Annotated in this window: 16 protein-coding genes and 1 pseudogene; 7 read left to right on the top strand and 10 right to left on the bottom strand. The window is 66.6% G+C overall.

Annotation, left to right across the window (positions count from 1 at the left end; all coding sequences use genetic code 11):
* Positions 1–171 precede the first annotated feature (171 nt).
* Positions 172–771 (top strand): LemA family protein, encoded by a 600-nt coding sequence (locus LDH66_RS08865; protein ID WP_226480692.1) that lies wholly within the window; start codon positions 172–174, stop codon positions 769–771.
* Positions 768–1,547, top strand: a complete 780-nt coding sequence (locus tag LDH66_RS08870) for a hypothetical protein (protein WP_226480693.1) — start codon at positions 768–770, stop codon at positions 1,545–1,547. The genes LDH66_RS08865 and LDH66_RS08870 overlap by 4 nt, the downstream gene beginning before the upstream one ends.
* 1 nt (position 1,548) lies before the next feature.
* Here LDH66_RS08870 and LDH66_RS08875 read toward each other — a convergent pair whose 3' ends face one another.
* A complete protein-coding gene (locus tag LDH66_RS08875; RefSeq protein ID WP_226480694.1) occupies positions 1,549–2,574 on the bottom strand; it encodes a zinc metalloprotease in 1,026 nt (341 codons plus the stop codon).
* A gap of 105 nt (positions 2,575–2,679) precedes the next feature.
* On the opposite strand from LDH66_RS08875, the gene LDH66_RS08880 reads away from it, so the two are divergent.
* The 4 genes and pseudogenes from LDH66_RS08880 to LDH66_RS08895 all read left to right on the top strand — a co-directional run bounded on the left by LDH66_RS08880 (position 2,680) and on the right by LDH66_RS08895 (position 6,887).
* Positions 2,680–4,269, top strand: coding sequence for a GMC family oxidoreductase (locus LDH66_RS08880; protein WP_226480695.1), 1,590 nt, complete (start codon positions 2,680–2,682; stop codon positions 4,267–4,269).
* A gap of 111 nt (positions 4,270–4,380) precedes the next feature.
* Positions 4,381–5,045: pseudogene (locus tag LDH66_RS08885) on the top strand (AIM24 family protein).
* A 69-nt stretch (positions 5,046–5,114) separates the two neighbouring features.
* Positions 5,115–6,500, top strand: coding sequence for a sodium:calcium antiporter (locus LDH66_RS08890; protein WP_226480696.1), 1,386 nt, complete (start codon positions 5,115–5,117; stop codon positions 6,498–6,500).
* Between the two features lie 48 nt (positions 6,501–6,548).
* Positions 6,549–6,887 carry a universal stress protein gene (locus LDH66_RS08895; protein ID WP_226480697.1) on the top strand — a complete coding sequence of 113 codons (339 nt, stop codon included), beginning with the start codon at positions 6,549–6,551 and terminating at the stop codon, positions 6,885–6,887.
* 15 nt (positions 6,888–6,902) lie between these two features.
* Here the strand turns inward: LDH66_RS08895 and LDH66_RS08900 are convergent, their stop codons facing one another.
* The 7 genes from LDH66_RS08900 to LDH66_RS08930 form a co-directional block, all read right to left on the bottom strand.
* A complete protein-coding gene (locus tag LDH66_RS08900) occupies positions 6,903–8,330 on the bottom strand; it encodes a hemolysin family protein (RefSeq protein WP_226480698.1) in 1,428 nt (475 codons plus the stop codon).
* A gap of 5 nt (positions 8,331–8,335) precedes the next feature.
* Entirely contained in the window at positions 8,336–10,435 is a 2,100-nt protein-coding gene (locus tag LDH66_RS08905) for a dipeptide ABC transporter ATP-binding protein (protein ID WP_226480699.1), read from the bottom strand.
* The gene (locus tag LDH66_RS08910) at positions 10,432–11,352 is read right to left on the bottom strand and encodes an ABC transporter permease (protein WP_226480700.1); all 921 of its coding nucleotides are present in this window, start codon (positions 11,350–11,352) and stop codon (positions 10,432–10,434) included. The genes LDH66_RS08905 and LDH66_RS08910 overlap by 4 nt, the downstream gene beginning before the upstream one ends.
* A complete protein-coding gene (locus tag LDH66_RS08915; RefSeq protein WP_226480701.1) occupies positions 11,349–12,344 on the bottom strand; it encodes an ABC transporter permease in 996 nt (331 codons plus the stop codon). Before LDH66_RS08915 ends, LDH66_RS08910 begins: the two co-directional genes overlap by 4 nt.
* Positions 12,345–12,534: 190 nt before the next feature.
* The gene (locus LDH66_RS08920; protein WP_425492910.1) at positions 12,535–14,376 is read right to left on the bottom strand and encodes an ABC transporter substrate-binding protein; all 1,842 of its coding nucleotides are present in this window, start codon (positions 14,374–14,376) and stop codon (positions 12,535–12,537) included.
* Between the two features lie 196 nt (positions 14,377–14,572).
* On the bottom strand, positions 14,573–15,223 hold the full coding sequence (locus LDH66_RS08925) for a helix-turn-helix domain-containing protein (RefSeq protein ID WP_319004352.1): 651 nt from the start codon (positions 15,221–15,223) through the stop codon (positions 14,573–14,575).
* Positions 15,224–15,333: 110 nt separating this feature from the next.
* Positions 15,334–16,839 (bottom strand): SLC13 family permease, encoded by a 1,506-nt coding sequence (locus tag LDH66_RS08930; RefSeq protein WP_226480704.1) that lies wholly within the window; start codon positions 16,837–16,839, stop codon positions 15,334–15,336.
* 238 nt (positions 16,840–17,077) lie between these two features.
* Between LDH66_RS08930 and LDH66_RS08935 the strand changes: the two genes are divergently transcribed.
* Positions 17,078–17,584: a DUF2391 family protein gene (locus tag LDH66_RS08935; protein ID WP_226480705.1), complete on the top strand. Its 507-nt coding sequence runs from the start codon at positions 17,078–17,080 to the stop codon at positions 17,582–17,584.
* Positions 17,585–17,654: 70 nt separating this feature from the next.
* On the opposite strand, the gene LDH66_RS08940 is transcribed toward LDH66_RS08935, so the two are convergent.
* Both LDH66_RS08940 and LDH66_RS08945 read right to left on the bottom strand, forming a co-directional pair.
* Positions 17,655–18,479, bottom strand: a complete 825-nt coding sequence (locus tag LDH66_RS08940; protein ID WP_226480706.1) for a GNAT family N-acetyltransferase — start codon at positions 18,477–18,479, stop codon at positions 17,655–17,657.
* A gap of 136 nt (positions 18,480–18,615) precedes the next feature.
* Positions 18,616–19,038 (bottom strand): universal stress protein, encoded by a 423-nt coding sequence (locus LDH66_RS08945; protein WP_226480707.1) that lies wholly within the window; start codon positions 19,036–19,038, stop codon positions 18,616–18,618.
* Positions 19,039–19,055 lie beyond the last annotated feature (17 nt).

Genomic DNA, 19,055 nt, shown 5'->3' on the forward strand with positions numbered 1-19,055 from the left:
GACCCGCGCGTTACACGTTCAGGCCGTTCAAGACGGGGCCGCCGTGGCTCGACGCGACCGCGCTGCCCCGCCTCCTCGAGTCGACGATTTCGGGACCGATCGAGCGCTCGCGACGGCTCCGGAGACCTAACAAAACGTATAACTCACTGTGTCCGAACTATCGGAAAAACCATGAGTCTCTTCGGAACGGTTCTCCTGGGGTTCGCAGTCCTCGTCGTCGGGTACAGTGTCGTCCGATATCTCGGCCACGCACAGACCCGGGCCGTGGAGGCCCACGAGCGCTGCGAGAAGACCTGGGCCGACATCGAGGTCCTGCTGGAACGCCGACAGTCCGAACTCGAGCAACTGATCGACCTGACGAACGAGCACGTCGCCCACGAGCGGGACTTACTCGCGGGTCTCGTCGACGCCCGCGAGAGAGCGATCGAGGCCCAGTCCCCCGAGGAGGCCGCCGCGGTCGCGGTCTCGCTCCGAGAGACGACCCGAGAAGTCTACGCGCTGTCGGACGAACACCCGGAGCTGGCGTCGGACGACCGGTTCGCGGAGCTGTCGGACTCGATCCAGCGCCTCGAGCAGCGCCTCGAGGATCGCCGCGAGCAGTACAACGAGGCCGTCGCCGCGTACAACGCGTTGCTGAACACGTTTCCGGAGTCGGTCTTCGCCGGGCGTCAGGGGTTCACCCGCCGGGAACCGTTCGTCGCGTCCCGCAGCGCCCGCGAGGGCGTCGACGTCGGTGACCGCCTCGACGTCGGCGCGACGATGGAGACGTGATCCTCGCGATCGTCATCTACGCGGCGCTGGTCCTCGGCTCGGGCGCGCTCGTCGTCGTCGGAATCGGGACCGTTCGCTCGGGCTTCGAGCGCTACGAGGAACGGGTCGCGATCGTCGATCGACCCCGCTCGTCGCTCGAGTCGGTCGCGTTCGGCGAGACGGCGCTCGTGGGGACGGCCCGACCCGACGGGGGAGCCGAGCGGGTTCCGTTCGGCGGCCGGGAGCGAGCCGTCTGCTACGACGTGACCGTCGAGGACACCAACAAACTCGAGATGGCCCACGTCGACGAGCGGATCGCGCCGCCGTTCGTCCTCGAGGGGGCGGCCGACGACGCGACCGACGTGGCCCGCATCCGCGTCGACGCGTCGGACCTGCGGCTGGATCTCTCCGCGGACCGCCGGTGGTCGAGGGAGGTCGCCAGTCACGAGGTCCTCGAGGAGAACCTCGCGTCGTTCGCCGAGGCGAACGACCTGCCCGATCAGGGGCTCGAGCGCGACCGAACGTACGCCTACGAGTACCTCGCGCCCGGCGACGAGGTGTTCGTCTACGGACGGGCGGTGCCGGACGACGACGCCGCGGCCGACGGGAAGGCCGTGCTCGTGACGGCACAGGAGGACGGCGGGGGCGTCATCTCCGATAAATCGCCCGAGACGCTGCTCGCGGAGCGGCGGCGAGTACTGGTAAAGAGCGTCTCGCTGGGCGCACTCGAGGGCGTCGTCGGCCTCGCGGGGTTCCTCTGGCTGACCGGGATCGCCCAGCTTCTGCTCGGCGCCTGAACTACGACCACTCTTCATCGGCGACGACCCGGAGGCCGTCGTAGATCCCCCCGACGATCCCTTTGACCATCCAGGCCGTGAACACGCCGAGGACGACGCTCACCAGTACGATCCCGACAGCGGCGGGGTCGGAGAACTCGGGGCCGAAAAACCGGTCGTGGACGGACACGGTGAGGAGCAGCCAGCAGAAGACACTCGCGAGATAGAGGACGACGTTCGCCCAGAATTTGACGGTCCGATAGATCGTGTGTGCCGATTCCGGCAGGTCTCGAGCGGACCCGCTGCCGGGACGCGGGAGCCGATCGACGACGGGGCCGAGCAGCGCGACGAACTCGATCACTCCGATAACGACGAACCCGATCGGTGCCAGGAGATAGTCGACCCATGTCCGGCCGCTGCGACCGTCGCCGGCGGCGGATCCGTCGGACTCGGCGCGCGTTCGGACGGTCCAGTCGTCGGGCGTCGGCGGTTTCGGGAACGTCGAGGCGTCCGTGAGCGCGTTCCGGCAGTCCTCGCAGTAGGTCGCCGGTGCCGCGTCCAGCTGACGGCGGGTCGTTCCCGGCGCAACGGCGCACGGCTGGCCGTCGCCGCCTTCGTGCAGATGCGTTCGCAGCCCGAGCATGGTTCCGGCGACCGACCGAGTCTCTGTGGCCAACCGCTCGCGCTCGCGCTCGGTTGGCTCGGCGCCCTCGAGCAGTCGAGCCGTCGAGACGACCCCGACCGTCTCGAACTCGCCCGCGACGCCGAACACCGCGGTCTGATCGCGACTCATCCTGATCCTGCTCTCGGTGACGCCGACGGCGAGGTCGACGGCCGGAGTTTCGTCCCCGAGGTGCTCCAGGACCCGCGTCGCTCTGTGGTCGTCCGACTCCGTTCGCGAGGGCTCCTCGATCGGCTCTCGGATCGGAACCTCCATCTCGAACGTCTCGCGTAACGTTTCGGCGACTCGCTCACACGCCGCCGGCGACGGATCGCCGACAGGTATCACCGCGGCGTGCGGAGTGTTGCCGTGCGGAAAGACAGTCATTAGTTTCCGTACCTATCGGTACTGACGAATACATTTCGGTGTTCACCGGTCCCGTGCAATATATTGAAACTTTTATGATAGTTCCGTCGGATACTGTGGTAGACAATGACTAGGGACGGGCGGTCGTACGACTACGTCATCGTCGGCGCGGGGCCGGCGGGCTGTGTGCTCGCGAACCGATTGTCGGCCGACGACGACACCGAGGTCCTGTTGCTCGAGGCGGGGACCCCCGACGAGGAGCGCGAAATCGGGATTCCAGCGGCGTTCTCGGAGCTGTTCCGGACGGGAGTCGACTGGAACTACCACACCGAGCCCCAGTCGGCACTCCACGATCGGGAACTGTACTGGCCGCGCGGGAAGACGCTCGGCGGCTCGAGTTCGATTAACGCGATGATCTACGTACGCGGCCAGCCCGAGGACTACGATCGTTGGGCCGAGCTGGGCAACGAGGGATGGGGGTACGAGGACGTGTTGCCGTACTTCAAGCGGGCCGAACACAACGAGCGCGGCCCCTCGGAGCACCACGGAATCGGCGGGCCGCGGAACGTGGCCGACCTCCGGTCGCCGAACGACCTCAGCGAGGCGTTCGTGGCGGCCGGGCGGGCGGTCGGGTTACCGCACAACGAGGACTTCAACGCCGGTGATCAAGCGGGGGTCGGCTTCTACCAGGTGACCCAGGAGGACGGCCGTCGCCACAGCGCCGCCGACGCCTATCTCAAGCCGGTACTCGACCGTCCGAATCTGACTGCAGTGACCGGCGCGCGGGTGACGCGGGTCCGATTCGACGGGGAACGGGCCGTCGGCGTGGAATACGCGCGCGATGACGGCGACGGGAGCCCCGCGACGGTCGATGCGGCCGAAGAGGTCCTCCTCTCCGCCGGCGCGATCAACTCCCCGCAGTTGCTCATGCTCTCCGGCGTCGGCCCGGCCGATTACCTCGCGGACCACGACATCGAGGTCGTCGCCGACCTCCCCGGTGTCGGCCGAAACCTGCAGGATCACCTCCAGGTCGGCGTCAACTACGAGTGCGAGAAACCGATCAGCCTCGCCGACGCGGATTCGATCCGGAACCTCCTCACATTCTTCGCCCTGAAGCGGGGACCGCTGACGTCGAACGTCGCGGAGGCCGGCGGCTTCGCGACCGTCACCGAGGACGCCGATCGCCCCGAAATTCAGTTTCACTTCGGACCGTCGTACTTCGTCGAGCACGGGTTCGAGAACCCCGACGGCCACGGGTTCTCGCTCGGTGCACTCCGACTGCGCCCCGACAGCCGCGGCCGGATCACGCTCGAGTCGGCCGACCCCTTCGACGACCCGGCCATCGACCCCCAGTACCTGACCGAGGGCGACGACCTCGAGGTGCTGCTCGAGGGAGTTAAACTGGTCCGACGGATCTTGCAGGCCGCGCCGTTCGACGAGTACCGCGGCGAAGAGGTCCTGCCGGGATCGGACGTCCGGAGCGACGCGGAACTGATCGAGTACATCCGCGAGACCGCCGAGACGCTCTACCATCCCGTCGGCACGTGCAAGATGGGCGACGACGAACTGGCCGTCGTCGACGACCGGCTTCGGGTCCGGGGCGTCGACGGATTGCGCGTCGTCGACGCCTCGGTGATGCCGACGATCACCAGCGGCAACACGGACGCACCGACGACGACGATCGCCGAGCGGGCGGCCGATTTCGTTCGGGACTGATCGAAATCGGCGGCCGACCGTGCTCTCTCCCACCGAACATGAAATATAGGTAACTATTTTGCGGATCGATTCGAAGGAGGCCGGTAGAGCCGGATCACGGCTCGGTGTCCAATGAACGTCGACGAATTCGTCAGTACGAACGAACCGAAAGACGGCGGTGAAACGTTCCAACTCGAAAACGGCAAGCTGTTAGACGTAGCCCTCGACGGCTCCGTGATCGCGAAGGCCGGTTCGATGATCGCCTACGACGGCGACATCTCCTTCGAGGGAAAATCCTCCGCCGAAGGCGGAATCACCGGCTTCCTCAAGGAGAAAGCCACGAGTGAGGGGCCCCGGTCATGAAGGCGACCGGAACCGGTCACCTCTACCTCGCCGATCAGGAGAAGAAGATCCAGATCCTGGATCTCGACGCCGGTCAGGAAATCTCGGTCAACGGGAACGACGTCCTGGCGTTCGAGTCGAGCGTCGACTACGAGATCCGGACGATCGAGAGCATCGCCGGGTTCTCGGCCGGCGGGTTGACGAACGTCTCCTTGGTCGGTGCCGGCAGCGTCGCGATCACGACCCACGGCGAGCCGTTGGTCCTGTGAGCGCCCGTCAGAACCGACCCCAGCGCGACCGTCGCCTGGAGCGACACGACGCCCGGCAGTCACGTGGACAGAGCGATCTCGGACATGATCGGCCAGTCCTCCGACGAGACCTACCAACTCGAGTTCACGGGTTCGGAGGGGTTCGTCGTCGTGCAGCCGTTCGAGGAGCGAACGCCACAGCAGTAGCAGGCAGTATCGGCATCGCACCGCATCACGTATGATCGTTCGATCAGTACGCGTTCCTAGACGATTTCCATGAGACGACGAGCACTCGGCGCGATAGCGGCCGCAGTCGCACTGACGCTCCCCTGGGTCGCCATCGAGGGAGCGACCGGTATCCTCCCCTGGCTCACGGCGGCCGCGGGACTCGAGTATCAGGCACCGGCCGCGTTCCGGACGCTGACGACGTTTTGGACGGTGATCCTGACCGGCCTCGCCGTCCTCGGAGCCGCGTTCCTGCTCGCGTGGGCCGCCGAGACCGCCGAGAAGGACGTTCCCCAGGCGTTCGCGATCGCGGTGCTCGCCGTGTTGGCCGTCGCGCCCGAGTACGCCGTCGACGCGCTCTACGCCTGGAACGCGGGCGTGTTTGCGGGCACCGAACGCGGGATCGAAGCCGGCAACCTGGCCGTCGCCAACATGACCGGCGCGAACCGAATCCTCATCGGCATCGGCTGGGCCGGCGTCGCCCTCTTTACGATCTTCCGCCGAGGATCGTCAGCCGACCCCGCCGTCGAACGCCGCCCCGGCTTCCTCTCGGACGTCGTCGTCCTCGACCGGGAGATCGGCCTCGAGATCGTCTTCCTCCTGCTCGCGACACTGTGGGCGTTCCTCGTCCCGCTCAACGGCGGGATCGATATCTTCGACATGCTGTTTCTGGTCGGGCTCTACGTCTGTTACATCGCGGTGATCCTCCGGGGCGAGGTCGAACCGGACATGGACCACGTCGGCGTGCCGGCGTACCTCCAGAGCTTTTCGAAACCGCTCCGTATCGCGACCGTCCTCGCGCTCTTCGCCTACTCCGGCGCGATGATCTTCACCGCCGTCGAACCCTTCGCCCACGGGCTCGAGCACCTCGGCGAAAGCGTCGGCATTCCCTCGTTCTTCATGATCCAGTGGATCGCGCCGCTGGCCTCCGAAGCGCCGGAGCTCATCGTCGTCGTCTATCTGGTGAACAAGGCCCGCTCGACCGCGGGCTTTAACGCCCTGATCTCGTCGAAGCTCAACCAGTGGACGCTACTCATCGGGACGCTCGTCGTCGTCTACTCCATCGCGTTAGGCGAGTACGGCGTGCTCGCGTTCGACTTCAAGCAGTCGGCGGAAATCTGGCTGACCGCCGCCCAGTCCTTTTTCGCCATCGCCCTCCTGATCAGGTTCGAGATCTCCGTCAGAGAAGCCCTCACGCTGCTCGTCCTCTTCCTCTCGCAGGTCCTCCTCGAGTTCGCCATCATCCGCGAGTTCGTCGTGCTCCCGGTCTCGAGTACCGACCTCCTGCTCGTCTACAGCGCGATTTATCTGGTCCTCGGGACGGCGCTATTCGTCAGCCGCCGGCAGGCGTTCGGACGGCTCGTCCGGCGGACCGCGGGCACGATCGGTGACGCGATGTCGACCGGAAGCGACCGGCCCCACGGCGCCGACGACTGAAACCGCCGGCCACAGGGCTCCGTTCTCGGGGATGGCTCGTCCCCGTCGATGCTCTCGAGCGGTCCGCCGCTCTCCGACGCGGTGCTCACTCCCGCGTTCGCGCTCGCGCTCGCACTGGTCCACCTCTTCGCCGGCCGGCTGGGATTCAGTGGCCCGATTCCACGGAGTCGGTGGCTGTCTTTCGCCGGCGGCGTCTCGGTCGCGTACGTGTTCGTCCACCTCCTGCCCGAAGTCGGGGCGGCCGCGGCCGCGATCGACGCACGATACATCGTCATCGGCGGCCGGAAGCGATCCCCGACGGGGAAGGCCCTGTTCGGCAGCACGACCCAGTCCGTCCTGCTCGAGGCCGATCGGCCGGTCGTGACGGTCACGTCGGACGCGGGGTAGTCACGGAACGGGTCCCTAACTCGAGGCGGTGACGCCGGACTCGTCGGCCGTCGAGGGGGCGGGCTCGGCGATGCGGACGCGCTTGATGCGCGTGTCGTCGACGCGTTCGACGGTCAGTTCGACGCCGTCGTACGCAAACGTCTCGCCGGGTTCGACCAGCCGCCCGGCGCGGTTGAAGACGAAGCCGGCGATCGTCTCGAACTCCTCGCCTTCGGGGAACTCGACGCCGATGGCGTCGGTGACGTCCTCGATGTTCACCTCGCCGTCGACCCGGATCGTCCGTTCGTCGACGGTCTCGATCGGTTCCGCCTCCTGGGCGTCGAGGATCTCGCCGACGATCGCCTCGACGATGTCCTCGGTCGTGACGATCCCCTCGGTCGTCCCGAACTCGTCGATGACGACGACCTGTCCGACCCGCTCGCGGCGCATCTCGCGGAACAAGTCGTCGACCTGCTTGCTCTCCGGGACGTGCAACGTCTCCTCGATGTGGGCCTCGAGCGAGGCGTCGTCGACCGGGTCGCCAGCCCGATAGTCGCGGACGAGATCGCCGAGCGCGACCACGCCGACGACGGTGTCGAGACTGCCCTCGTACACTGGCAGACGGGCGTGACCGCTCTCGACGCACTTCGCGACGGCGTCGTCGACGGTCGCCGTTCGGGGGACGGCGGTCACGTCCAGCCGCGGCGTCATCACCTCCTTCGCGATGGTGTCCTTGAAGCGGAACACGCGCTGGAGCATCTCGCGCTCGTCGGCCTCGATGATCCCCTCGCTCTCGCCGGTCCGGATCAGTTCGCGGATCTCGTCGCGGCTCACGTACGAGGACTCGACGGTCGTTCCGCCGCCGGTCATCCCGTTGACGATGCGGGTCAGCCGATCGAACGTGACCACGAGCGGATACAGTGCGTACTTCGAGAGCCGCAGCGGCCAGGCGACCGAGAGGGCCCACGACTCCGTATTCTCGATAGCGTACGATTTCGGGGCGCTCTCGCCGAACAGCAGGACGACGGCGGTCACGCCGAACGTCGCCGCCGCCATCGCCTGTCCCTGCCCGACGTACATCGCGAACAGGCCGGTCGCGATCGACGACATCGCGATGTTGACGAGGTTGTTGCCGACGAGAATCGTCACCAGCAGCCGATGCGGATCCGATTGCAGCGCCTGCACCGTCTCGGCACCGGGCCGTCCTTCCTCGACGAGCGCCTCGATGCGGTGCCGGGCCAGCGAGAACATCGCAATCTCCGCCGAGGAGAAAAACCCCGAGAGGACCAGCAACACCAGCAGCGTCCCGACGCCGACGGCGGCCACGAGGTTCGTCGGGAGATCGAGGCCGACGGCTCCCTGCGCGACCGTCAGGCTCTCGACGCCGACGAGCGCTCCCGGAACGGCCGCCGCACTCTCAGCGGCGACGACTGCTCCCGTCAGGGTCGTCTCGAGGCCGGACATGGGCGTCAGTCACCCACTGAGTCGGTGTTCGCCGAGGCCGGGAACTCGTCGTCCGCGGCCGACGCGTCCGAGGCGGACGTCTCGCCCTCGCTCTCCGGGAAGTAACACGCCGCCCGGTGGCGCTCGTCGCCGGTCTCGTCGATGGCCGGTTCGGCCTCCCAGCACGATTCCTCGGCCTTCGGACAGCGCGGGGCGAACGCACAGCCCGAGGGGAGATCGACCGGGTCCGGCGGCTCTCCCTCGAGCAGGACGCGGCTCCGATCGACCGTCGGATCCTTCTCCGGCGCGGCCGAGAGCAGCGACGACGTGTAGGGGTGTTTCGGCCGCGTCGCGATCCGATCAACGTCACCCTCCTCGATGATCCGGCCGAGATACATGATGGCCAGCCGGTCGGAGACCTGCGTCAGACTCGCGAGGTCGTGGGAGATGTAGACGATCCCGATGTCCTCGGCGTCGGCCAGTCCCCGCAGCAGGTTCAGCAGGTTGACCTTCAGCGAGACGTCGAGCATCGACGCCGGCTCGTCGCAGATGAGGAAGTCCGGATCCAACACGAGCGCCTTGGCGACCGCCACGCGCTGGCGCTGCCCGCCGGAGAGCTCGTGGGGATACTTGTCGAGGAACGTCTCGGCGGGGGTCAGCCCCACCTTCTCGAGCGTCTCGACGATCGCCCGCTCTTTCTCGTCGGTGCGGTAGTCGTGAATCGTCAGCGGCTCGCCGACGAGCTTGCGGACGGTCTGGCGCGGGTTCAGCGAGTCGAAGGGGTCCTGAAAGATGATCTGGACCTTCCGTCGGAACTCCTGGAGGTTGTCGTTCTGATAGTACTCGTAGGGCTCCCCGTCGAACGTCAGCTCGCCGCCGGTCGGGTCCTCGAGGAGGGCCATGGTCTCACCGAGCGTCGACTTCCCGCAGCCGGACTCCCCGGCGACGCCGAGCACCTCCGAGCGACGGACGGACAGCGAGACGCCGTCGACCGCCTTCACGCGATCGGGATCCTCGCCGCGGAACTTGCTCACCAGCGACTGGCTCTGCTCGTAGTGTTTTTCCAGATCGTCGGTCTCGAGAATGACCTCACCGCGGTCGGAGTCGGCGTCGCCGTCGTCGGGGATGTCCCACGTCGCCGGTTCGTCGGCGTCCCGTCGCATCTGGGCCGCCTCCTTGACGCGGTGGCAGGCCGACTGGTGGTTGCGGTTCGGGAGATCGACCAGGTCCGGATGGGACTCCCCGCACTCCTCGGTGGCGAACGGACACCGGTCCTCGAAGACGCAGGCCGTCGGCTCCCCGTTGAGATTCGGCGGCGAACCGGGGATCGCGACGGGGTCCTCGCTCTCGCCGATCTCCGGGAAGGAGTTCTTCAGCCCCATCGTGTAGGGGTTCGTCGGGTTGACGAGCACGTTGTCGACGCTGCCCTGCTCCATCACCTTCCCGCCGTAGAGGATCGACAGCTCGTCGCAGGTCTCGGCGATGACGCCGATCTCGTGAGTGATGAGCAGCAGCGAGCTGTCCATCCGCTCTTGAATTTCGAGGATCTTGTCGATGATCTTGTCCTGAACGATGACGTCCAGCCCGGTCGTCGGCTCGTCGGCGATGATGAGGTCGGGCTCGAGGGCTAGCGCCATCGCGATGGTGACCCGCTGGCGCATCCCGCCGGAGAACTCGTGGGGGTAGTCGTCGATCCGATCCGGATCGAGCCCGACGATTTCGAACAGTTCGCGGACGCGGTCGCGCGCCTTCGAGTCCGTGACGTTGCGGTGGGTATGGATGGCCTGTGCGATCTGGTCACCAGTCGACATCACGGGATCGAGCGAGTCCATCGCGCTCTGGGGGATGTAGGCGATGTCCTCCCAGAGGACGTCCCGGCGTTCGGCCTCCGAGAGCGACGTGAGATCGGTCCCGTTGAACTCGATCGTCCCGCCCTCGACGGTACCGTTCCCCGGGAGCAGTCCCAGCAGCGCCTCCGCGACCGTGGACTTCCCGGAGCCGGACTCGCCGGCGAGGCCGTAGTTGACGCCCTCGTCGATACTGAACGAGACGTCGTTGACGGCGTGGACTGATTCGTCGTCGGTCGCGTACGTGACTTCGAGGTTTTCGACGTTGAGTAGCGTCATTGGTCGGTCTGGATTTCGGGGTTGATGACTTCCTCGTAGGCCCGTCCGATGAGGAACACCGAGGTGGTTATCGCGGCGATACCGATCGCGGGCGGGAGCACCCACCACCACGCGACGCGCATGCTCCCCGACGCGAACACCTGCCGGAGCATCCGACCCCAGCTGGTCATCGTCGGGTCGCCGAAGCCGAGGAAGGCGAGACTCGCCTGCGCCGCGATCGCCCAGGCGACGCCGTAGGCGGTGTAAAGGAAGCCGATCGGCAACACGTTCGGCGCGACGTGGTACAGCATCGTCCGCAGGTCGCTCGCGCCGCTGGCTCGAGCCGACTTGACGAACGTTCGCTCGCGGACCGACAGCACCTCCGAGCGGACGACTCGCGCCGGCATCTTCCAGAGGAAGCCGGCGATGATGGCCGTGATCAGCCAGATGTTCGGCGTCATGAACGTCAGCAACAGCAGCGCCATGGGCATGAACGGCAGCGAGAACGTCAGGTCGGTCAGCCGCATCAGGAGTTCGTCGACCCAGCCGCCGTAGTAGCCGCTGACGACGCCGACGGCGAAGCCGAGCGCGCCCGTTCCCAGCCCGCCGAAGAGACCGACGATGAGCGTCGGCCGCGCGCCGGCGAGGAACTGGCTCAGCACGTCCTTCCCGTAGGCCGTCGTTCCGAAGTAGGCGTCCGCGCTCGGAGTCGAGAGCCGGAGCACGGAGCCGGTGTCGCCGCGGACGGTGTGTTCGATCGGATCGTGGGGGGCCAGGAACGGCCCGAACAGCCCGAGGAAGACGAACGCCGCGACGACGAGCATGCCGGCGAAGGCCAGCGGGTCCCGCCGCAGGAACGCGAACTGGTCGCGGACGGTCGTCCACAGCGCGTCGACGCGCCTGTACAACTCTGCTTTGGGTTTCGTTTCGGTACTCATGCGGAGCCACCTCCGTTGGTCGACACCGTCGGATCGAAGTACGCGTAGAGGACGTCCGCAGCGAGGTTCGCGATGATGACCGCCAGCGCCATGATGAAGACGGCGGCCTGAACCAGCGGGTAGTCCTGCTGCTGGATGGCCAACACGAGTTCGCGGCCGATACCGGGCCAGCTGAAGACCACCTCGAGCAGGATCAGGCCCTGGAAGATCATCCCGAGCCGGAGCGTGAAGTACGTCAGAATGGGCAGCATCGAGTTCCGGCCCGCGCGGGCCAGTTGCTGCATCTCGGTGAGCCCCTTCGCCCGGTGGAGCTTGAGGAACTCCGAGCCGCGCTTCTCGACGACGCCGTTGCGGGCCAGCAAGAGGAAGTCGCCGCTGTAGTAGAGGACCGCGACGGTGAAGGGCAAGAGGTAGTGATGGAGGAAGTCGAGCGAGGCGAACGTCTCGACATAGCCGTCCGGCGTCGCCCGGATCGAGCGCATCCCGAGCGCGGGGACGATCTCCAGGTTGTACGCGAAGACGATGATGAAGAAGATCGCCGTGATGAAGACGGGCGTCGAGCGCAGCAGCGTCGTCGAGACGATGCTGAACTTCTCGAGGCGGCTCCCCCGGTTCCAGCCGGCGTACATGCCGAGCACCGAACTCAGGATCGCCGTGGTCACCAGCGCGGGAACCAGCAGGATCAGCGAGTTGATCAGCCGCGGCTCGAGGACGTCCCAGACCGGCTGGCTCCGCAGGATGGAGTAGCCGAACTGGAAGGTCAGTAGACTCCCGAGGTAGTTGACGTACTGGACCCAGATCGATTGATCGAGCCCGTACATCGCCCGGATCTCGTCGATCTGCTCCTGATTGAGGTTCCCCGAGGTCACGAGCGCCTCGAAGGGGCTCCCCGGCAGGAGCCGCAGGACGACGAAGATGACCGAGACCGCGACCAGCGTCAGCAGGACGGAGATCGCGAGTCGCTTGAGCAGGAACCGCTGGAATTTGCTCATCGATTCCCCTCCCGACTGCTCGCAGCGTCGTTCGCTGACCGCGTCGCCGCGCTCGCTGCCGCGCGGCGGTCGAGCGACGTGCGCTCGATGCGAGCGGCACGGTCAGGGGTTCGGTTCGCCTCGGGTCGGATCCGTGCCCGCGGAATTCGCGGGAGAGCGGCCGTCGTGTGGTGCATTGGAGTCAGTCCGTTCATGAGAAATCCGGCTGGTCGAGATCCGAGCGGCGCTCGTTGGTGTTCTCGGGCTGGATACGCTCGACGAACGCCCCCCAGGCCTCGCCGTTGGGGAATCGCAGGTTGCCGTCGCCGTCCCAGGTGTAGCCCGCCCGCTCGAGGACGGTTCGCGCTTCCTCGATGTCGTAGCCGTACTCGGTCGTCTCGGGGTTGTGCCACGGGGTGAGCGACGAGATGGGGTTCTCGCCGGCCGGCACAGTCGCCTGGCCCTGCAGGAAGTCCTCGACGAACCCCTGCGAGTCGACCGCTTTCGCCAGCGCGACGCGGAACTCCTTGTCCCGGATCAGCGGACAGGAGAACATGAGCTTCGCGTCCAGCGGGGCGTAGCTCCCGGCGGACATCTTCTCGATCCCGTCGGTGTCAGCCGCGCGGTCGGCCTGCAGGTCCGAGAGGTTCGTCCCGATAGCGTCGATATCGCCGCTCTGGAGCGAGCCGATCAGCGCGTCGACGTTGCTCACGTTGATCCAGATGACGCTGTCGACGCCGGGGCCCCGTTCCACCTGCTCGCCGAGGGCCTCGGCCCGCCAGTCGTCGTCGAACATCCAGTGGCCCTCGTTACGCGAGACCTCGAACCGGGTCCCCTGTTCCCAGTTCTCGAACTGGAAGGGGCCGGTGCCGACGGGCGCGTCCGGGTTGTGCTGGGACGGGTTGTCGACGCCCTCCCATCGGTGTTTCGGGAGGATGACGCTCCGGACGACCCGCTGGGTCATGAACGACGCGTCGGGATTCGTCAGGTCGAACCGCACCTCGTGGTCGCCGAGGATTTCAACGGACTCGATCGGTTCGTAGAACGGTACCTGACTCGTAGAGGCGTATTCCTGGTACAGGTCGACGGTGAACTTCACGTCCTCGGCGGTGAACGGTTCGCCGTCGTGCCACTCGACGCCCTCGCGTAGAGAGAGTTCGACGGTCGTGTCGTCGACGAAGCCGCCGCCGGTCGCCAGCGCGGGCGCGACCTCGAGGTCGGGCGTCGCGTCGAAGAGGCCGTCGTAGACGAACGTGAGCCGATTCGCTTCCGCGCCGCCGGCGGCCCACGGCAGGTTCAGCGAGTTCATCGACGTCGAGACGCCCTTGACGTAGGTCCGGTTGTCCGTCTCGGGCTGGAGGTTGACCTCGGTCCAGACGAACGAGTCCATCGTCGGGCCGTTGCCCGGCGTCTCCACGTAGCCGCTCCACCGCGCCGTGTTCACGGCCGTGATGATGTTCGGGAACAGCGTGATCAGCGCCCCGACGTCCTCGGCGAATATCTCCTGAGCCCGGTCGACGAGTTCCTCGCGGTCGGCCCGCTCGGTCGTCCGCGCCTGCTCGGTGAGGATCTCCTGCAGTTCCGGGTGATAGTAATTGTCGTAGTTCGAGAGCGACCCCTCGGTCCGCCGCATCAACAGCGGGTTCGGATCGAGCCCTCGCTGCGGGTCGGGCCCGTGCGTGCTCATCGAAATGACCGCCTCGAGTCCGTTCGCCGTCCAGCTCTGCGCGTAGAGCTGGTTCAGCGGTCGATCGTTGAGCCTGACGTCGATCCCCAGATCGGCGAGCCCCCGCTGGACCATCAGCGCGTGCTCGCGCATCCACGGGTCGTCCTCGCTCGAGAACTCGACCGGCAACCGATCGAGCACCGATCCGGCCGTCGCACTGTACTCGAGTGGCGGCGAGTCGGCGTCGACGGTCTCCCACTCCCGCCAGTACTGCGTCTCGACGGTCTCCGGGACTCCATCGGGCACGTCGGGCTCGAGGCTCTCGCCGCGGCTGGCGCTACAGCCGGCGAGCGCGCTCGTCCCGAGCGCCGCGGCGGCCGTGGCAATGTAGCCGCGTCGTGTGAGCCGGTCGTGCGCCCCGCCGACCGAACTGTCATTATTTTCTCTTGGCGTCATCCACTCCCACGTTACGGGCTCGCTAGGTTCGATTTACTCCCCATGGCGAGCGATATCTATCGAACTTTAAGTCGGGGTGGAAAAATCCGACTCTCCGGTCGCGCTCGAGAGCGGATTCGGTTCGGGCTCAATCGCGAGGCCCGTAGATGAGTTCGAGCAGGGTCCGCTCGGCGGTCCGGAGTCGCTCGTTGACCGTCGACTGGGTGACGTCCAGTTCGTCCGCGAGGTCCGTCTCCGACGCGTCCCGGGGCACGTCGAAGTAGCCGCGGGTGTAGGCCGTCTCGAGGACCGCCAGCTGGTCGTCGGTGAGTTTCGAGACGATGACCTCCGTCAGTCGGCCGCTGTCCAGTGGCTCGCCGGGCTCCTCATCCTGAGTGACCGACAGCAGCTCGAATTCGCCCAGCGTCTCCTGGATCTCGTCGGCCATCGAGCGGAATTGGTCCCAGTCGCGCGCGGTCGTCACGACTTCGAAGACACCGTTCTGGAGGACGATCCGGTTCGGAATTGCCTCCTGGCGCAACACGAGGCTCAGGATGAACGGGTAGGACTCGTTCGCCAAGAGAGTGAGCCGACGGATCTCGAGATCGTCGGACGCGGTCGGGATTTCGCTGCTGTAGAACAGCGACGCGCCGGAAATCCCCTCGAGAACCGTCTCGGGATCGAAGCCAGCGTTCGAGGTGACGGTTAGCGACTCGAGCCACGTCCCGTCCTCGACGTAGAACGCGTTGTCGAGTTCGATGCTCCGGACGTCGTCCAGCGCCCGCTGGAGCTTCGCCATCACGCCAGTCGGCACAGTCGTGAACTCGACACGTAGAATTGGCGACCCTCCGTACAGGGTAGAGCCCGGCCCGCTCATATATAGCTCACGCTTGTCGCGGTCGCCCGCTGTCAGCTCACCAGCGGCCAGTAGAGGAGCCACGCGAGCGCGGCGACGACGATCGAGAGCCCCATCGTCACGAGGCCGAACGCGGCGACGTCGCGGTGTGACAGCGGCCCGCGATCCATCGAGACCAGCACTGCAGTCGTGTTGAACGGCAGGATCGTCGTCGAGCCGACGACCAGTAAGACGGTCAGCGCGAGCGGCAGCCGATCGATACCGAAGACGCCCCCGAACTCGAGGACGATCGGGAGCGCGACGACGATCGCCGCCGAGCCGGTCGAAAACAGGGTCCGGATGCCGACGGCGATGGCGATCAACACGGCGACGATCTGCCAGTCTGCAAGCGCCGCGAACGGGATCAACCGCGTCAGCGCGTCGATAACGGCCGTAATCGCTCCCGTCGCGTTCATCGCGTCTAGTATCGACAGCATCGCGCCGATCAGGAAGATGACACCCCAGCTCACGTTCGCGATATCTTCGGCCGTGATAACGCCGACGGACGGGAGCGAGAGCACCGTGACCGCCGCGACCGCCGGGACCACCGTCGGAAGCCCGACGAACGAGCCGCCGATCCAGCTCGCGACGGCGCCGAAGAGGACGAGTCCTACGAGACGCTGGTCGCGCGTCAGCGCGGCCGTCCCGCCGTCCGGGTCCGGCTGGCTCTCGTCGCCGTCCGCTCGCACCTCGATTCCGTCGCCGTCAGCTCGCGTCCTGATTCCGTCGTCGTTCGCGTTCGGCCGGGGCGCACCGTTCGCGCCGACCGTCGCTTCCCCACCGACCCGCGCGAAGAGCCCCGCGGCGACGGCCGCCAGCGCGTACAGGAGGATCGTCGGCGGCACCATCAACACGGCCCAGTCGACCCACGTGATCGGCCGCACCGACGTCGCGACGATCTCGGAGGTGACCAGCGCCATCCCGCCGCCGGTCATGAGCGCCATCGACGCGATGGGGTTGACGTGGCCGAGGACGAGAAACGCTGCGCTCTCGAACCCGTCGTCCGATCCGAACGCGCCCGCGAGTCGCTTCACGATCGGAATGAACGTGATCGCACGGGCCATCGCGGAGGGCATCACCAGCGCCAGCGCGAGGACGCTACCGGCGACCGAGCGCAGCGCCCGGCGCGGCGTGCTGTCCGCAGTCAGCAGCCGTCGCGCCAGCCGCCGATCGAGTCCGACGCTCGCCGTCGCGTCGCCCAGCAACAGGAGGCAGAGCAGAAAGAACACGAGCGTCGACGTAAAGCCCGTCGTCGCCGCACTGAACGAGTCGACGATCCCCAGCGCGAACAGCAACGTGACGCTGAGAACGCTCGAGACGACGTACGGAACGGGCCGCGTCAGCCACAATGCGAGCGCCGACAGGAAGACGGCCAGCGTGCGTTGGCCCTCGACGGTCAGCGCCGCCGGCGGGGGACGTACCGTTCCGGCGACGAGCACGACGACGGCCGCGAACAGTCCCAGGACCTGCCGTGACGGCACCGTCGCAGTCATCCCTCGCTCGCCGGATCCATCACCCATTACCGTCATCCTCGCCACTCCCGCTGAAGAATCTGATGACACCGCGTCGGGCCGGCCGCTGATCGCATCTAGACTCGCCTAGTCGAGGGCCGCCACCGACTCGAGGACAACCGCTGACTCGAGAACACCGGCGTAATACCCGATTGCCGGCGGGAAGATCCCGGTCGTACTGGGTCTGCTACCGCGCTCTCGATCGGTCGAACGGGATCGTTTTCCCGTTCCGCTGTAATCTCTCCCTATGAAACTTCGCCGACCGCGCCGGCCGCGCGATTTCCGGCTCGCGGACTCCGCCCAGCAGATCGTCGGCGGGTTCCTGCTCGCCGGTCCGTTCGTGGTCACTGAGGAGGTCTGGGTGCTCGCGGGGAGTATGAATCTCTATCAGGCGATCGGGACCGTGATCGTGGTGTTCGGGATCGGCTACGGAGCGTTGTACACGGCCGATACGACTCGCGACCCGGACGACGAACAGGAGGTCGCCGGGATCCCGCTCCGGTTTATTTCGCTGATGATCGTCTCGTTCGGCGCAGTGACCGTGCTCGCGCTCTTACTGGACGCGCCGGACACCTTCCTCGGGGACGCTAGGGCCGCCTGCGAGCCCGTTCGACTCGTTCGCACCCCCGGTCCGTTTCTCGAGACCACCGCGATCGCTTGCGAGCGGGTGCTGGTCACGTTCAAGGCCGTGAGCGTGGGATCCGTGTTCAGCGTCGTCGGCGCGGCGACGGCCGACAGCATCTTCGCGAAATAGTCGCTGATCGGTCCACTCGAGGGAGCGACTCGAGAGCGCCGACGCGATTTCGGGACCCTGCAGTGAGCGGCTAGAGGTACGAATCGTCGTACGATTCCTCTGAGCGTTCCGCGTGCTCGTTCCCACAATCGCTGCACTCGAGGCGATCCATCTCTGCCATCGAGACGTCGAGCGAACCACAGTTCGCACAGTAGAACCCGTACTGTTCGGAATGCTCTTCGTCCTCGTAGGTGACGAAAAACGACGCCGCGGTCCCCGACTCCTCCTCGTCGCGAGCGATGTACGCTGTCTCGCCGTCGTCGGTCACCGTCAGGTGGCCGTCGGTCGTCTCCGCTTCGGGGAACTCCTCGTCCTCCGCGTCCTCGCCCTCGGCCCGCGACTCCGTCGGGAGAGTCACGTCAACGTCCGAATCGGCGTACACGTACTTCACGAGGGACTCACCGGCGACCTCGATGCGCCGGTCCCCGTTGTGCTCGAGGCCGAACTGTTCGACGAACTGGTGGCCCTCGGTGTTCGCCTCGAGGACGGTGACGCAGACGTGGTCGGCTCCCCGATCGCGGAGCGTCTCGCTCGCGGTCTCGTAGAGCTCCGTCCCGATCCCCTTCCCTCGGTGTTCCGGGTCGACGAAGAGCCAGTTCACCTCGCCCCACTCGTCCTCGAGTCGGCCTTCGACGAACCCGGCGATGGCCGTACCCTCTATCCCCTCGCCGGCCTCGACGATGTGGAGCAGTGTGCTCTCGTCGTCGATCTTGTCAGCGACGGCGTCGTCGCCGAACTGATCGTCGGTCATCCCGTCGATCTGTCCCGGACTGAGCCTGAACGAGGTCGTCATCGAGCTGTCTACGACTTCCCGAATCCGCTCGGCCTCGTCCGGCTCCGGTTCCCGAATCTCCATATCGAATACTCGGTATCGTCCCGGATAAGATGGCTGCAGGCGGGAACATGCGGATTTATTTGGGGTTCCCACGCTCGTCGGCGCGCCGGCCGCCGCTCGCCTCGACGTCGAGCGAATCGGACCGCTCGAGCGAGACTTACGCGTCGCCGCCGCCGGTGACGACCACCGGGCGGTCGGAGCGGAGAATGACGCCCTGTGTCGTACTCCCGAAGAGCGCCTTGCCTACGGGCGAGCGCTTCCGGCCGCCGAGGACGATCGAATCGACGTCGTAGGCCTCGGCCTCCTCGAGAATGTCGTCTTCGGTATCGCCACTGTCCTCGAGGATCGTCACGTCGACGCCGGCCTCCTCGAGGGATTCCTGTGCGCGGCGGACGGAGCCGATTCGCGAGGCGGACTTGAACTTCTCGAACTCCTGCGGGAGGTCGTCGCTGTCCTCGGTGAAGACGAACAGGATGTAGGCCTCGACCGCCTCGGCGGCGTTGGGCAGCGATTTGACGTAGTCGGCTTGTGCCAGTGCACGGCTCTCGTTGGTATCGACGGGCAGCAACACGCGATGCATAGACAGGCGTTCGCATG

This window comes from Natrinema amylolyticum, assembly GCF_020515625.1.
GTDB lineage: Archaea > Halobacteriota > Halobacteria > Halobacteriales > Natrialbaceae > Natrinema > Natrinema amylolyticum.

Bases quoted from the DNA above. Each gene is read 5' to 3' on its own strand.
- LDH66_RS08865 (WP_226480692.1), top strand. From the start codon at position 172: ATGAGTCTCTTCGGAACGGTTCTCCTGGGGTTCGCAGTCCTCGTCGTC.
- LDH66_RS08875 (WP_226480694.1), bottom strand. From the start codon at position 2,574: ATGACTGTCTTTCCGCACGGCAACACTCCGCACGCCGCGGTGATACCT.
- LDH66_RS08880 (WP_226480695.1), top strand. From the start codon at position 2,680: ATGACTAGGGACGGGCGGTCGTACGACTACGTCATCGTCGGCGCGGGG.
- LDH66_RS08890 (WP_226480696.1), top strand. From the start codon at position 5,115: ATGAGACGACGAGCACTCGGCGCGATAGCGGCCGCAGTCGCACTGACG.
- LDH66_RS08895 (WP_226480697.1), top strand. From the start codon at position 6,549: ATGCTCTCGAGCGGTCCGCCGCTCTCCGACGCGGTGCTCACTCCCGCG.
- LDH66_RS08900 (WP_226480698.1), bottom strand. From the start codon at position 8,330: ATGTCCGGCCTCGAGACGACCCTGACGGGAGCAGTCGTCGCCGCTGAG.
- LDH66_RS08905 (WP_226480699.1), bottom strand. From the start codon at position 10,435: ATGACGCTACTCAACGTCGAAAACCTCGAAGTCACGTACGCGACCGAC.
- LDH66_RS08910 (WP_226480700.1), bottom strand. From the start codon at position 11,352: ATGAGTACCGAAACGAAACCCAAAGCAGAGTTGTACAGGCGCGTCGAC.
- LDH66_RS08915 (WP_226480701.1), bottom strand. From the start codon at position 12,344: ATGAGCAAATTCCAGCGGTTCCTGCTCAAGCGACTCGCGATCTCCGTC.
- LDH66_RS08925 (WP_319004352.1), bottom strand. From the start codon at position 15,223: ATGGCGAAGCTCCAGCGGGCGCTGGACGACGTCCGGAGCATCGAACTC.
- LDH66_RS08930 (WP_226480704.1), bottom strand. From the start codon at position 16,839: ATGGGTGATGGATCCGGCGAGCGAGGGATGACTGCGACGGTGCCGTCA.
- LDH66_RS08935 (WP_226480705.1), top strand. From the start codon at position 17,078: ATGAAACTTCGCCGACCGCGCCGGCCGCGCGATTTCCGGCTCGCGGAC.
- LDH66_RS08940 (WP_226480706.1), bottom strand. From the start codon at position 18,479: ATGGAGATTCGGGAACCGGAGCCGGACGAGGCCGAGCGGATTCGGGAA.
- LDH66_RS08945 (WP_226480707.1), bottom strand. From the start codon at position 19,038: ATGCATCGCGTGTTGCTGCCCGTCGATACCAACGAGAGCCGTGCACTG.